The organism is Campylobacter sp. CNRCH_2014_0184h (genome assembly GCF_025772985.1).
Classification (GTDB): domain Bacteria; phylum Campylobacterota; class Campylobacteria; order Campylobacterales; family Campylobacteraceae; genus Campylobacter_D.
The window spans coordinates 156,708-171,750 of record NZ_JAKMTB010000003.1 but is presented as its reverse complement, the minus strand read 5'-3'; the positions used below and the strand labels follow the sequence as shown (position 1 = coordinate 171,750).

Annotated in this window: 13 protein-coding genes; 2 read left to right on the top strand and 11 right to left on the bottom strand. The window is 31.4% G+C overall.

The genetic code is table 11. From position 1 onward, the window contains the following. Positions 1-65: 65 nt before the first annotated feature. Positions 66-1,136: a Fic family protein gene (locus L8X36_RS04320; protein WP_263682698.1), complete on the bottom strand. Its 1,071-nt coding sequence runs from the start codon at positions 1,134-1,136 to the stop codon at positions 66-68. 180 nt (positions 1,137-1,316) lie between these two features. Between L8X36_RS04320 and L8X36_RS04315 the strand changes: the two genes are divergently transcribed. Then, complete coding sequence (locus tag L8X36_RS04315; protein WP_263682696.1) at positions 1,317-2,399, top strand: NAD(P)-dependent alcohol dehydrogenase; 1,083 nt, start codon at positions 1,317-1,319, stop codon at positions 2,397-2,399. On the opposite strand, the gene L8X36_RS04310 is transcribed toward L8X36_RS04315, so the two are convergent. The 4 genes from L8X36_RS04310 to L8X36_RS04295 form a co-directional block, all read right to left on the bottom strand. Then, entirely contained in the window at positions 2,396-2,848 is a 453-nt protein-coding gene (locus tag L8X36_RS04310; RefSeq protein ID WP_214116454.1) for a lipocalin family protein, read from the bottom strand. The genes L8X36_RS04315 and L8X36_RS04310 overlap by 4 nt on opposite strands. Next, a complete protein-coding gene (gene rrpA, locus L8X36_RS04305; protein WP_087700365.1) occupies positions 2,845-3,174 on the bottom strand; it encodes a MarR family transcription factor RrpA in 330 nt (109 codons plus the stop codon). Before rrpA ends, L8X36_RS04310 begins: the two co-directional genes overlap by 4 nt. A 226-nt stretch (positions 3,175-3,400) precedes the next feature. Next, positions 3,401-5,122: a GMC family oxidoreductase gene (locus L8X36_RS04300; RefSeq protein WP_263682689.1), complete on the bottom strand. Its 1,722-nt coding sequence runs from the start codon at positions 5,120-5,122 to the stop codon at positions 3,401-3,403. Between the two features lie 3 nt (positions 5,123-5,125). Further along, positions 5,126-5,854: a gluconate 2-dehydrogenase subunit 3 family protein gene (locus L8X36_RS04295; RefSeq protein ID WP_263682688.1), complete on the bottom strand. Its 729-nt coding sequence runs from the start codon at positions 5,852-5,854 to the stop codon at positions 5,126-5,128. A gap of 235 nt (positions 5,855-6,089) precedes the next feature. Here L8X36_RS04295 and L8X36_RS04290 point away from each other — a divergent pair, with 235 nt between their 5' ends. Next, on the top strand, positions 6,090-6,674 hold the full coding sequence (locus tag L8X36_RS04290; protein ID WP_263682687.1) for an NAD(P)H-dependent oxidoreductase: 585 nt from the start codon (positions 6,090-6,092) through the stop codon (positions 6,672-6,674). Here the strand turns inward: L8X36_RS04290 and L8X36_RS04285 are convergent. From L8X36_RS04285 to lgt, 6 genes are all read right to left on the bottom strand, one after another. Beyond that, on the bottom strand, positions 6,664-8,481 hold the full coding sequence (locus tag L8X36_RS04285; protein WP_263682686.1) for a dynamin family protein: 1,818 nt from the start codon (positions 8,479-8,481) through the stop codon (positions 6,664-6,666). The two genes, L8X36_RS04290 and L8X36_RS04285, sit on opposite strands and share 11 nt — an antisense overlap. Next, positions 8,471-10,696: a dynamin family protein gene (locus L8X36_RS04280; RefSeq protein WP_263682685.1), complete on the bottom strand. Its 2,226-nt coding sequence runs from the start codon at positions 10,694-10,696 to the stop codon at positions 8,471-8,473. The genes L8X36_RS04285 and L8X36_RS04280 overlap by 11 nt, the downstream gene beginning before the upstream one ends. Beyond that, on the bottom strand, positions 10,674-11,399 hold the full coding sequence (locus L8X36_RS04275; protein WP_012661078.1) for a fumarate reductase iron-sulfur subunit: 726 nt from the start codon (positions 11,397-11,399) through the stop codon (positions 10,674-10,676). The genes L8X36_RS04280 and L8X36_RS04275 overlap by 23 nt, the downstream gene beginning before the upstream one ends. Further along, positions 11,392-13,383 (bottom strand): fumarate reductase flavoprotein subunit, encoded by a 1,992-nt coding sequence (locus tag L8X36_RS04270; protein ID WP_066007209.1) that lies wholly within the window; start codon positions 13,381-13,383, stop codon positions 11,392-11,394. Before L8X36_RS04270 ends, L8X36_RS04275 begins: the two co-directional genes overlap by 8 nt. Then, positions 13,367-14,146, bottom strand: coding sequence for a fumarate reductase cytochrome b subunit (locus L8X36_RS04265; protein WP_012661076.1), 780 nt, complete (start codon positions 14,144-14,146; stop codon positions 13,367-13,369). The genes L8X36_RS04270 and L8X36_RS04265 overlap by 17 nt, the downstream gene beginning before the upstream one ends. A 77-nt stretch (positions 14,147-14,223) precedes the next feature. Then, positions 14,224-15,039 carry a prolipoprotein diacylglyceryl transferase gene (gene lgt / locus L8X36_RS04260; RefSeq protein ID WP_257928651.1) on the bottom strand — a complete coding sequence of 272 codons (816 nt, stop codon included), beginning with the start codon at positions 15,037-15,039 and terminating at the stop codon, positions 14,224-14,226. Between the last annotated feature and the right edge of the window lie 4 nt (positions 15,040-15,043).

Here is a 15,043-nt window from a genome sequence, read left to right as displayed (position 1 = left end):
TACCTTTTATTTTTTTAGAAATGCAATTATATCAATAATATATAATTTTATATTTTATTTTGCATTTAAAAAATTCCTTTTCTAAAAAGTCCTAAAAGTTTTGTATTAATGTAATAATTATTTCTACCCATTTTAACACATTCTAAAACCCCTAATTTTTCACAAATTTTAAGATATTTTGAAGCACTCTGTCTTGAAATATCTAATTTTTTTATTAAAAAATCTATTTTTGTATAAGGGTGAGAAAACAAAAGTTCCACAAAATCTTTACTATAAAAATTTGTTTTATTTTGTAAAATATCGCTTACATCGTTCATTATTTTTTCTATTATAATGATAGTTTCAATTGTCTTTATGGCGGTTTGCTCTACACCTTTTAGTATATATTCTGTCCATTCTAAAATTGCCCCTTCATCGCGTACTTTTTGCAAAAGAGTGTAATATTCATCTTTATTTTTAACTATATAAGCACTTAAATATAAAATAGGCAAATCCAAAAGCCCTTTATACACTAAATAAAGTATATTTATAATCCTACCTGTTCTACCATTTCCATCATAAAAAGGATGTATGCTTTCAAATTGATAATGAATGATTGCCATTTTTACTAAAAAATCAAGTTCATCTAGAGTATCATCGTTAATGTATTGCTCTAAATTGTTCATAAGTTCTTGTATATCATCAAAATTTTGTGGTGGTATATGCTTGATTTCACCTGTAATAGGATTTTTGAGCATGGTTCCACTTTGTTTTCTAAAACCTGCATCATTCCCTTCTAACCTTTTCTGAATTTCTAAAATATGAGCATTTCTTAATAATTGCTCTTTTTTTAAAAGCTCATATCCTTTTTTTAAAGCATTTTCATAGTCTTTTACTTCTTTTGTTGCCCTTGTGAGTTTCTTTTCATCAATTTTAGATAAAAAAAGCTCATCGTGAGTAGTAATAATATTTTCTATCTCACTTGAATCTTTAGCTTCTTGCAAAATTAAAGCATTGATTAAAATATTTGGGTTTGGAATGCTTTTACTAAGTCCGTTTAATTCGGCTAATTTTCTTGAAGCTTTGATGATAAGGTTATAAATATTTGCGTTTAATTTTATATCTAAAGGTAGTTTTGGTGGTATAAACTCTTTCATATTTTTTCCATATGTTAAAATTTATAAAATTTTTTAACATTATAAAAAAATATGTTAAAAAAATCAAAAATTTTTAACATATTAATTCTACACACCTTGAGTATAGTATCTTACTTCATTTTCCCTATTGCAATAAAAACCTAGCTTTATTATAATTTCAAAAACCACAAAGGAGAGAAAATGGACTCAAAAATCTTTTTGGAAAATGGTCGTGTTAAAAGTAAAGGCTATGCTATGCTTAGCAAAGATTCTAAATTCACGCCTTTTGAATTTACACGCCATAAAGTAGGCAAAAACGACATCTTAATCGCTATCAAATACGCAGGAATTTGTCATAGTGACATACATACCGCAAGAAGCGAATGGGGCGAGGCAACTTACCCTTGCGTACCTGGTCATGAAATAACAGGAGAAGTTATCGCAGTGGGTGAAAATGTGAGTAAATTTAAAGTAGGCGATTATGCTGGGGTTGGGTGCATGGTAAACTCATGCGGAGAGTGCGAAGCATGCAAAAAATCTCAAGAGCAATTTTGCGAAAATAGCAAAACCATCTACACTTATAACTGCAAAGATGTATTTCATGATAATGAAAACACCTATGGAGGCTACTCAAACAACATCGTAGTAAGTGAAAAATTTGCTATCAATGTGCCACAAAATGCACCACTTGACAAAGTAGCGCCTTTACTTTGTGCGGGTATCACTACCTACTCACCGCTTAAATTTTCAAATATCAAAGAAGGCTCAAGTGTAGCCATAGCAGGTTTTGGTGGACTTGGTATGATGGCAGTTAAATATGCTGTGAAAATGGGTGCAAAAGTAAGTGTTTTTGCAAGAAATGAAAACAAAAAAGCGCAAGCTCTAGCTATGGGTGTGAGTAATTTTTATACTAGTACAGACAAAAGCGTGGTAAAAGAAAGATTTGACCTCATCATCTCTACTATACCAACCCCTTATGATCCGCTAGCTTATATGGATTTGTTAAAATTTGGTGGTGAGATGGCTATAGTAGGATTACCTCCGCATGAAGTAAGCCCTAGCATTAACATCATTCATTTTGTATTTAAAGCAGGTAAAAAAGTATATGGTTCACTTATTGGAGGCATTAAAGAAACTCAAGAAATGCTTGATTTTTCTTTAGAACATGGAATTTATCCTGAAATTGAACTCATCAAACCAAGCGAGATTGACAAAGCTTATGAAAATCTCACTTCAGGAAAAGCCAAATTCCGCTATGTAATCGATATGAGTGCAGAAAATTAATACTCATCAAAAATCACATCGCTAGTATCAAAACCTCTTTGCTTGGCTATTTCAAGCAAAGAGTTTATTTGCTCTTTTGCTAAAATCTCTCTTGATAAAATCCAAAGATATTTTTTATCAGGACTACCTACGATAGAAACTTGATAATTTGTATCAATGTAAATAATCTCATAATTTGGCTTGTTAAAAATATTCATAAAAATACTAAATTTAACCGCCAAAGCTCTTGGTGATTTTACCCTAGCTTTGCCATTTGCTTGAGAGATTTCTCCATTTTCTTTAGTGCATATATTTTTGACTTTAATTATAGGTGTAGAGCCTTCATACTCTAGCTCATATTCTGCTTTAGCACTTTTGCAAGTTTTTTGAAAAAAAGCAGGTTTTCTAGCCATTTCTAACCATGTGCCCATGTATTTTTCTAAATTTATACCATCTAATAATTCTATCATTTTTCTTCCTTTTGATTTGCCTCACCCCAATCACACATCGCTTGTAAAATAGGGATCAAGCTTTGACCTTTTTTAGCAAGGCGGTATTCTACTTTTGGAGGGATTTGTGGGTATTCTTTACGCGTGATTAAATCATCATTTTCAAGCTCTCTTAAAGTATGTGTCAAAGTCTTAAAAGAAATATTGCCAAGATATCTTTTAAGTTCATTATATCTTACTACTTCATAGCGAAATAAACAGTACAAAACACTCATCTTATATTTGCCTGAAATCAAAGATAAGGTATAGTTAAACCCACATTCTGTAAAATCGCACTTTTCTTCCATATACTTTCCTTTAATATAGTATTATGCTTTTTTATATTATAATCCAAAATCATTTTTTATCAAAATGAATACACATTAAAAAGGGTTTCGATGGATTTCATCACAAATCTTATCATTGCTGCTATTGTTGGTGGTGCATGCGGGGCTGCGCTTCATTTATGGAAAAAGAAAAAAGAAAAAAATAGTAGCGAAAAATAATACGTGAAGCAAAATGCTTCACGTATATCTATACTAATTGTCTATCATTTTTATGATATTTTAAAATACCCTCTGCACAACGATAAGCCAAAGCTCCAACTGTATCAGTAGGATTATAACCACTATTGTGCTGAAAATTTCCCGCACCAACAACAAAAAGATTATCCATATCCCAATGTTGCAAATAAGTATTAACAACACTTGTTTGAGGATCAGCACCCATAGTAGTTCCACCCGTATTATGTGTAGATTGATAAGGCACTATACTATAATCTTTCAAGTATGCTCCTTTTTTAATCGATCTCACTCCTTGCATTTTTTTAGCTACTTCAGCTGTTTTATCTGTTATAAATTTATGCAAAGCACGATCTTGATCTGTAAAATTATAAGTAAGTCTTACAAGTGGCATTCCAAAAGCATCTTTATAGGTTGGATCCAAACTCAAATAATTGCTTTTGTGTGGTAAAGATGCGCCTTGTCCTCCTACTGTAATAGCTCTTGTAAAATTATAATTTAAAGCTTTTTTAAATTCAGCTCCCCAACTTGGAGTTCCTTTTGGCAGCGGAACTGATTGGATAGGGCGATTTCCAAGTTGCACGCTATAAATCATAGCTCCGTGTAAAAACTTCTCTTTTGAGTGATCAAAATTATCCCCATTATAATCATCGCAAGTTGTACCCAAAGCACCTGAACCCATATATGTATTAAATTGCTCATCAAAAAACGCTGTTGTTCCCATATTGATTTGATAACAATAGTTTTTACCTAAAGTTCCTTTGCCTGTATTTGGATCATATTGCTCACCTATATCACTTACCATTAAAAGCTTGGCATTATTAAACATATAGCTTGTAAGCACCACAATATCTGCTGGCTGAATATATTCTTTCATAGTTCTTGTATCTACAAACCTAACTCCCGTAGCTTTACCATCTTTTTTTAGTATTTCTATAACATTACTATGAGTTCTTATAGTATATTTTCCTGTGCTCATAGCTTTAGGTATGACAGTATTGATAGGACTAGCCTTAGCACCATACTCACAACCAAAACGCTCACAATAAGCACAATATTGACATGGGGCTAGATCTTGACCATCTGGATTAGTATAACCGCCTTTTGAATTAGCCGCAGGCAATCTAAATGGATGTAATTTCATTTCTTTTGCAGCTTTTTCGAAGCGTTTAAGCATTTTAGTATTTTCTAAAGGTTCTTGCGGATAAGGACTTGATCTAAACAAACCCATTTTTTCAGCAAGTGGGTTTTCTTCTCCGCAAATTCCACAGGTTTTTTCAAACTTATCATAATAAGGTTCCATATCTTTATAGGTTAAACCCCAATCTTGCAAAGTATAATCATTACCTAATTTATTACCATATCTTTCAAAACTTTTTGTTTTAATCTCAAAATCATAAGGTAAAAATCTAAAGGTCCAACCATTCCAATGCACCCCTGCACCACCAACATTACTTCCAAGTAAAAAAGATCCCATTTTTCTATATGGCAAGGCTAAACCATTAACATTATGGCGAAAAGTTACTGTATCTTTTGAGCAATCTTGCATTAAACCATAGTTAATACCATATCTCCACTCATCGTGAATCATTGCAAAATTTTCCGTAGTTTGCATCATACCACGCTCTAAGCTCAAGACAGTCAAGCCAGCCTTGGTAAGCTCTGCTGCAACTATACCACCTGTCCAACCAGCTCCTACTGTTACCACATCTACTTTTTTTAATACTTCTGCCATAATTTATCCTTCCATGTCAGCTAAGCTCATAGGCTCTATGTCAAAAAACTCATCACTTGTGATCTTGTCAATATAACTCATTTGAGCACCAGGATATTGCATCATTCTCCAACCATTTTTATTATCATTACCACCATAAATTGGATCAGATAAAACTCCAGCTATTGTCATATCCCTTAAAAGAGTAAAAAATTCAGAAGATTTAAATCCTATGAAATCGATTTTATTTTTTTCTAAATCAACTAAAATTTTATCTTGCTCAACTCCTTTTAAAGATGAAAAAGTTTTTTTATAACGCTTTTGAGATATTATTTCCAAAGCTTTAACACCCTCTAAGAAAATCTCATTGCGTTTCATTGGAGTTTGATAACCTTGCTCAGCAATTCCTTCTATAAATGGCCCTTGTAGGTATTCTCTATCATTATAACCATAAGCTGAAGCTAATTGATTATCAATAAAATAAGGCACGCCTAAGCCTATAGCACCATCACCTTGCTCATCTTTTGGATAAATTCTCTCACATGCTGCACTTAGATTATCAAAATCAGTCTGCACTTGAAAAAACATTTTTCCTCTTATTTTATTTGAACCTCCTTGTGTTTTCTTGTGTGCATGAGTTAATTCTGCAGCATGCAATATAGCTCCACCACTCATAGCGCTAGCAGCAACCACACCGCCACCCAAAAGACTTAATTTAAAAAAATTTCTACGATCGATGACATTATCTTGCATATTTTCCTCCTTTTTGTTGACAATATCAACTTATATTCATTCTATTCCTTGCTTTTTTAATATAGTCTTAAATAAAAAAAATAATACAATTTTTGTATTATTTTTAAAAAATCAATCATAAAAAGTAACATATTTGTTTTACACTTTCTTATAGTATAGTATCTTACATAAATTTCAGTATTGAAATGAAATTATAGTTAAATTATAATTTCAAAAAAACGCAAAAGGATAAAATATGCAAAAAGTATTATTATTAAACGGTGCAAAAGACTTTGGACACTCTAAAGGAAGACTAAACACGAGCTTGCATGAGCTTGCACTTAAGACTTTACAAGAACTTGGTTCACAAACCCAACAAACACACATAGATCAAGGCTATGATATAAACGATGAGATGGAAAAAATTCTAAATGCGGATGTTTTGATTTGGCAAATGCCTGGTTGGTGGATGGGTGAGCCTTGGATAGTAAAAAAATACATTGACGATGTTTTCACAGCAGGACATGGAGTATTTTATAAAAACGATGGTAGAAGTAGAGATGATGCAAGTAAAAAATACGGAAGTGGTGGGCTTTTAAAAAATAAAAAATATATGCTTTCACTCACTTGGAATGCTCCAATACAAGCTTTTGATGATGAGAATGAATTCTTTAATGGAGCTGGGGTTGATGGAGTGTATTTACACTTTCACAAAGCACATGAGTTTTTAGGAATGAGTGCTTTACCTACTTTCATAGCAAATGATGTAATCAAAAATCCTCAAGTACAAGAATATTTTACAAACTACAAGGCGCACTTAGAAACAATTTTTAAAGCTTAGAAATTTGGGATTTGATGCTAGAAATCATTGATTTTTTAGCCTCAAATTCACTTTTTAAATTCAAAATAATCTGTCTTTTAGCTTCAATAAAATCAACAAAACTTTGCATATAGTTTTTATAAATTTTTAAAACTACAGGCTTATTTAAAAGCAAATCTTCAAATTCATATACATTAAGCTCAGTTAATACCCTTTGATGCACTTCACTTGCTTTTGGATGATATAAGCTAAACTCGGTACTATCAAGCTCATAAAATTCTTTACTCGCATTCATTTTAGCGCTAAAAAATCCCAAAGTAAGCTTAGTAGCACTTTCATAATTTGCTAAAGCTTTTAGATTAAGCTTTTCTAAAAATAAATCAAGTTCAAGTTGGCTTTTAAATAATAATTGCTTAAAATCTTTTAAAAAAAGCTCCTCGCTAGCACTAGCAAAGCTTCTAAAGCTAGCAAATTCTTTTTCACTTTCTAAGACATTTTCTTTTTGTAAATTTGAAAATTGAGCTTTAAAAAGCAAAATTTGCTCTTCTAAATGAGTAAAAAATAAGGAAAAATCATCTTTGATTTGACTAAATTCTAAAGTGATTTCATTTTTTAATCTTTTAAATTCCTTACTCATTGCTTCAGAGTTATAAAACATAGCCAAAAATGCATCATCACTTGAAAGATACGGTGCTTTATAAGCAACTTTTTCATAAAGATTTTTCTTAAACAAACCCTTAGCTTCTTTATAATAACTACTATCTTTTTCTTTGATAAATTTTAAAATTTCTTGAGAAATTTTTTCTCCAACAAGTTTTAATTTATCTAAACAGTTATGATTTAAAATTTTGATTTTTTGCTCTAGATTACTTACTTTGAAAGTTTGCAAAATAGTATTAAATTTAAGCTCTAATTGTTCTAGCGCATCTTGAAATAAATCATATTGATTTGACAAAAGTTCGCATAGATTACTAAGTTTTTCTTTAATAAAATCTTTTTTAATACACTCATAATCAAGTTCTTTTAAATACTCATAAAGTAAAGGCAAATTTGACTTTTGTAAATCAAATTTTGCTTCTTTACATGAAATTGCGATGATTTTTTCAAAATACTTATCAAAAACCAAATGCGCATAATTTAAAACATTTTCTAGCTCATCTTGACTTAGCTTATCTTTTTGATTTAGCACGCAAATCCCACCACGCTCTAAAAGCTTAGTATTTGCTTTTATAGCATCTTCTTCACTTTTTTTACCTGCATTATCAATCAAACTAAGCCAAATAGCACTATGCATAAAAGAAAGCTCTTTAAAAGTAGTTAGCGTGTCGGTGGTGTTTGCATTTAAACCTGGGGTATCTATAAGCGTGATATTCTTTAAAAGCTCAATAGGTGCAAAAAGATGCAAACTTTTAGTTTCTTTTAGCTCATTTCTTTGATCGCTAAATTTAGAAAGCTCATCTATATCAACAATCTCATCACTACCATCTTCATATTCAACTCTTAAAAAATACTCCTTAGCATAACGTAAAAAAGTAGGCTTAAAAGTCACTGGCACCACACCTGTTGGCAGGCATTCTTTTTGTAAAATTAAATTTAAAAGCGTGGATTTACCGCTAGAAAATTGCCCTATAATGGCCACATTAATGGCTCTTTTATAGCTAGCTATGATCATCTCAAGATCTTTTAAAAAGACATCATTTAAATGCAAACTCGGTTCTAAAAATGCATTTTTTATTGCTAAAATCTTTCCTTCAAAACTATCATCAAAACTTTTACAATAAGCATTTTCATAAGCTTTTAAAAAATCATTAATCAAATCATTTTGCATTTAAAAGCTCCGTTTTTAAAGTCTTTAAACTTTGTAATTTTGTATTGTTTTTTTCTAAAAGCTCTTTGGAGTTTTGTTCATTTTGCTCTATTTGTAAAATCAAGTCTTTTAAGTCTTTGATTTGTTCTTCTTGTTCTTTTTCGTATAAATTTAAACTAAGCTCTAAATTAGTAAAAAATTCTTGATTATTTTTTAAATCTAAGGCAATTTTTTCTATATTAAATGTTTGTAATTTTTCTAAAATTTGATTTTCTAAAGAGCTTTCTAGTTTATAAATATCTTGAGTTGATTCTAAATTTTTTAAAAGCTCCGCTTTTAATGTCATAAAAAGATCATTAGTGAAAATGCTTTCTATTTTTGTTTCAACCTTACTTTTAAAATCATCACAATTTTGCTCTAAAATAGCTTTTAAAAAATCATATTTCACACTTAGAGTGTTTTTAAACTCATTGACCTTATACTCACTTTGCTGTTTTAACTCTCTTAAAAGATCAAAAATTCCATCTTTTAAAGTCGTATCAATGATAGTGTTTAATCTTTGAGTGTTGTTTTTGATTTTATTATTTTGATTATATTTTAGCTCATCTATAAGTTTTTCTTTTAATTTCTTAGCTAGCAAATGCAAAAGCGTTAAAATTTCTTGAGTATTTTCATCTTTTGTGCTAAAAATAGCACTTAGCTCTGCTTTTACTTGCATTAATTTTTCTTTTTTTGCTTTAAAATCATTGATAATAGTTTGATTTTGTTTATCAAACTCAAAGCTTTCATAATTTAGCATTTTATTAGAAAATTTAATTTTTTCTTCTATTTTTTCTAAATGCAATAATAATTCTTTTTTATAAGCACTTAGAGCGATTTTGTTTTTATCATATAAGCTTTTAGCTATAAGTTCTTCTAGTGTTAAAATATTACTTTGTTCTAAATTTCCACCTTTTTTTTGATAAAAATCATTAGCTAGTTTTGAAGAAATACACACAAAATCTACATTATCTAATAATTCTTGGCTAAGCTGCTTTTGTGCTAAATTTTCTTTGAGCTTATTTTTAGTATAGTTAATTACTTCTTGCAAGTCTTTTTGACTAAGCAAGTCAGCCTTGGTAAGCACAATCAAAAGCTTACTTACCCTTGAAGTTACCAAACATTCTATAATAAAATCACAATCTTTTTGGCTAAGACTTTGAGAAGCATTCATAAGGTGGATTAAAAAGTCAGCCTTGCTTATATACGCTTTTGTTAAAAGCTCTCTTTGGATGATCACATCATCAAGTCCTGGAGTATCAACTATGCAAACATTATCTTTTAAAAAATCAAGCGATGAAAAAAGCTCTATTTTTTTAATAAGTGCTGAGATTTTGTTTTTTGCACTAGTGTAATTTTTTAATTCTTCAATTTTTATTTCTATATTTTTATTTTCTTTTTTGATATATTCATTTAGATTAAAATTTTGTTCTAATTGTTTTATAAGTTCTTGCATATCTTGATTATCTTTAGAACTTTTTAAAATATCTTGCCATTCTTCTTCACTCCAAAAATACATCTTAGCCTTTTGTTCTTTGCCGTATTTTAAAACACTCAAATTTGCAGTTTCAGGCACATTAGATACACCTAAAAAATCTTTTTTTAAAAGCGCATTTAGCATGCTTGATTTACCTGCATTTACCACACCTGTTACTGCGATAGAAAAATCAATATTGCTAAATTTAACCAAAGCTTCTTGTAAGAGTTTTTGAGCTTTTTCATCCTCGCAAAGCTCTTGTAAGTTTTGGTTAATAAAATCTAATGTTTGATGTGAGTTTTTAACTTCTTGCTTGTAATCTTTTTGAATAATTTTTTGCCTAGATACAAAAGCATATATTAAAGTATTATCAGTGATTTTTTGAAGTTTTTCCAAGGCTTTTAAAAGCTCATTTTTGTCTAAAATTCCTAAATTTAAAGCATTAATAAAACAAACCTGTGCATACTGAATACCATAAAGATCTAAGCGTAAATTTAAACTTTTCATCAAATTTTTAAATTCATTCAAAGCGCTAAATCTTTCATAATTATCAAGATTAGTACTTAAAAGAATTGCTGCTTTTTGAGTATCAATCAAACTTTCATCAAAAAGTGTATTTGTGTCAAGATAAACGCTATGATTTTGCCAAATTTGTTTTAGTAAGGTTTTAAGAGCCCCCTTTTCTTGGGGGCTAGGATTATTTGTTTCTTTGAGCGACAAGCTGTCTTCTCATATAAGCGATTTTGCTTTGTAAAGGTAGTTCTTTTGGACAATTATCTTCACATGCAAGTAAAGACATACATCCAAACACACCATCATCATCACCCACTAATTCATAAAAATCTTCTATGGTTCTGTGATCATGTGGATCTTGTAAATATCTAGCTGTTCTTAAAAGCCCAGTAGCTGCGATAAAGTCAGGTCTCATTAACTTAGTTGCACAAGAAGCAACACAAATTCCACACTCTATACAACGATCAAGCTCAAAAGTCTCATCAGCAACTTCTGGTTCAATACGTTCTTCAAGTTTAGAAATATCTGTTTCTTTTTCATTATGCACCCAGCTTTCAACGCGTTTGCACATACCATCAAACCACTCACCTGTATTAACACTTAAGTCCTTAATGTGTCTAAATGCAGGTAAAGGCATAAGTTCTATAACACCATCTGGATAGTCTTTTGTCAATGTTTTACAAGCAAGTTTTGGCTTACCATTGATCATCATAGCACAGCTTCCGCAAATCCCTGCTCTACATACAAAGTCAAAACTCAAATCCGCATCCATTTTTTCTCTGATTTGAGTTAAGCACACAAAAATCGTCATAAATGGAGTTTCTTCAAGCTCATAAGTAACAAAATGAGGCTTAGAAATTTTACTTAATGGATTATATTTAAATGCTCTTATTGTTAATTTTCTACTCATAATCAACTCCTATTCTTTGATTTGGTGCTTTAAATTTAGCTTGTAATTCATAAGGCATTAAAGCATGTTGAATTTCATATCTACCTTTGCCTTCTGCTTCCATTTTTTCACGGATTGCATCAACTTCAGCTTGACGTTTTTCGCTTAATGGATTTTCAATGATATTTCCTTTAGCACCATAACCTCTAAATGCAGGTGGGATTTCCATTTTCATAATGTCAAGATCTTCATACTCAACTCTAGGCATACTTTCACCTTCTACCCAGTAAGTATTTGTTCTTTTCATCCAATTTAAATCATCTCTTTTTGGATAATCTTCTCTATAATGAGCCCCGCGGCTTTCTGTTCTTAAAAGCGCACCATAAGCAACACATAAAGCAATTTTTAACATTCTTGGAACCCTATAAGCTTCTTCAAGCTCTGGATTTGCACATTTTAATTCTTTATCATGTACTTTTAGATCAAGTGATTTTTGGTATAACTCTTCAAGCTCTTTAACCGCTTCTTCAAGACCCTGACCTGTTCTAAAGATAGCTACTTTTTCCCACATAATGTCTTTCATTCTATTTTTGATTTCAAATACATCATGTTTTCCTTCTTTGCTAACAAGAGATTTTAAGTAATCATACTCTTTAGAAAGAAAAGACTTAACGATATTTGTATCAATATCATTACCATTTTCTTTACAATATTGCGCAAAATAATCCCCTACGATCATACCTGCAACAACAGTTTCTGAACATGAATTTCCACCCAAGCGGTTAAATCCGTGCATATCCCAGCAAGCTGCTTCACCACACGCAAAAAGACCATTTAACCATTGGCTTTCGCCGGTTGGTTTAGTTCTAATACCACCCATTGAGTAATGTTGCATAGGTAAAACTGGTGCCCAGCCTTTTGGACCCTCATCAGCAGGATCAATACCATTAAATGTTTTACAAATATCTTGAACATCGCGAAGATTTTTTTCAACATGAGCACGACCGAGGATAGAAATATCAAGCCATAAATGATCTCCATAAGGGCTTTTTACACCTTTACCTTTTCTAATGTGCTCCATCATTCTACGACTTACAACGTCCCTACTTGCAAGTTCTTTTTTCTCAGGCTCATAATCAGGCATAAAGCGGTAACCATCAACATCTCTTAAGATACCACCATCACCTCTACAACCTTCAGTTAGTAAGATACCGCTTGGTACGATTGGAGTTGGGTGAAATTGTACTGCTTCCATATTTGAAAGTCTACAAAGTCCAGTTTCTAAAGCAATAGCAGCTCCTGTACCTTCACAAATAACAGCATTTGTAGTTTGTTTATAAATTCTACCATAACCACCTGTTGCAATCATAGTTCCTCTAGCAACATAAGCGATTAATTCCCCATTAGTTAAATCTCTAGCAATAGCCCCTAAACATTTTTTACCATCATGGATAATTCTCACTGCTTCCATTCTATCGATGATTTTAACTTGATGTTTAATCGCTTCATTTGCCACACCATATAGCATACAGTGTCCTGTTGCATCAGCGATATAACATGTTCTCCATTTTTTAGTACCACCAAAGTCTCTTGCATTTATAAGACCATGTGCTTCTTCTTTTTCTTCAATAGTAGTTTTTTGAGCGTTTATAACAACAGTTCTAGGTCCTTTTGTAACCCTAGTCCAAGGCACACCCCAAGCAGCAAGCTCACGCACAGCTTTTGGAGCAGTTTGTGCAAACATTCTTGCAACTTCTTGATCACAGCCCCAGTCAGATCCTTTTACTGTATCAGCAAAATGCACATCTTCATTATCTCCCTCACCTTTAACGCTATTTCCTAAACTCGCTTGCATACCACCTTGTACAGCAGCTGAGTGAGATCTTTTAACTGGACAAATACTTAATAAAGTTACACTTTGACCACTTTTTGCAACTTCAATAGCAGCTCTTAAACCTGCAAGACCGCCACCAATAACTAAAGCATCACTATATTGTATGTTCATATTTAGCTCCATCATAAGTTTTTACTATTTGCGCTACAGAGTTGTTTTGGTAATTATTAAAGCCTATTTTTGCAAAAGCAGCTAAGCTTAATACACCCAAAACTAAGAAGAAAATACTAATAAACCATTTTGCTTTTTTAAGTTTTTTACGACTTTCTTTTGCATCTTTACCTTCAAACCAACCCCATTTTACACATAATCTATAAAGACCAATACTACCATGCAACTCAACACAGATTAATAAGGCAATGTAAAATAACCACATAAAATGGCTCACTACTCTATCACCTGACATATCAGCACTGATTTTATCTGCATTAGTAATGATAAAAATTAAGTGCGCAGAACCCAAGAAAAACATTACAAAACCAGTTGCAGCTTGAACCCACCATAAAGAAGAATCACCATGATTCATATATTTTAAGTGTGTTCTACAAAGTTGGTATTGTCTGAAATTAATAGGAAATTTTCTCATTGCAAGACCCGCATGCACAAAGAAAATAACCAAAACACAGGCAGCCAAGAAAGAAGTGATGTAGCTCATCATAGGGCTATTAATGATAAATTTTAGTTCTAAAAAGTGAACCACTGAATCAAAAAAATCATCACTAACCAAAATGGTAGAAACGAACAACATATGTGCCCACATAAACAAGCCTAAAATTAAGCCTGTCGCACTTTGAATATAGTCAAGTTTTGCTGGCATTTTGCTTTTTTTGCCATCAATACTCTTGCCTAAAAAACCTTCAATGAGTTGGCTCATATTTACTCCTTTTAAAAGTTGATAAGTTTTAATATCGGAGCAATTATAGAACTTTTATTCTTAAAATAAATAAAAATTTATAAATTTTTTTTAATATTTCTTAAATAAAAAGATAAAAATAGTCCTAATAAAAACATTAATAAACTTAATATCTGACCCATGCTCATACCAAAAGCAACAAAGCCTATGCCAAAATCAGGCTCTCTAAAAAACTCACATACAAAGCGCGCTAGAGCATACAAAATCGTATAATAAGCAATCAATTCTCCATTGTATTTTTTATATTTTTTTATTAGTAATAAAATAGCAAAAACTACAAAACCTTCTAAAAATGCCTCATAAAGCTGCGATGGGTGACGCAATATCCCATCTACATAAATACCCCAAGGTACTTCCGTAGCTCTACCGAATAACTCTTGATTTAAAAAATTTCCAATACGACCAAAAATATATCCACATGGTACACTAATAGCAACTAAATCTAAATATTTCCATAAATTTTGCTTATTTTTTTTACAAAAAGCATAAGTTGCTATTAAAAATCCAACAACAGCTCCATGGTAACTCATACCCCTAATCCCTACAAATTCTCCATTATAAAAGGGATTAAAAATTTGCCAAGGGTGAGTAAGATACCATAAAGTATGCGCATCATAAATTAAAATATAACCCAATCTTGCACCTAAAATCACCCCTATTTCTACCCATATAAAATAGCTATCAAGCATAGCTTTAGAAATTCCCATATTGTCTTTAATCGCATAGTATTTTGCAACCATTAAAGCAACAAGCAAAGCTAACACATACATAATGCCATACCAATGCACTTTTAAACCAAAAATTTCAAAAGCTACCACATCAAAATTTGCATAAATATTTTGCCAAAATTCCATAAAA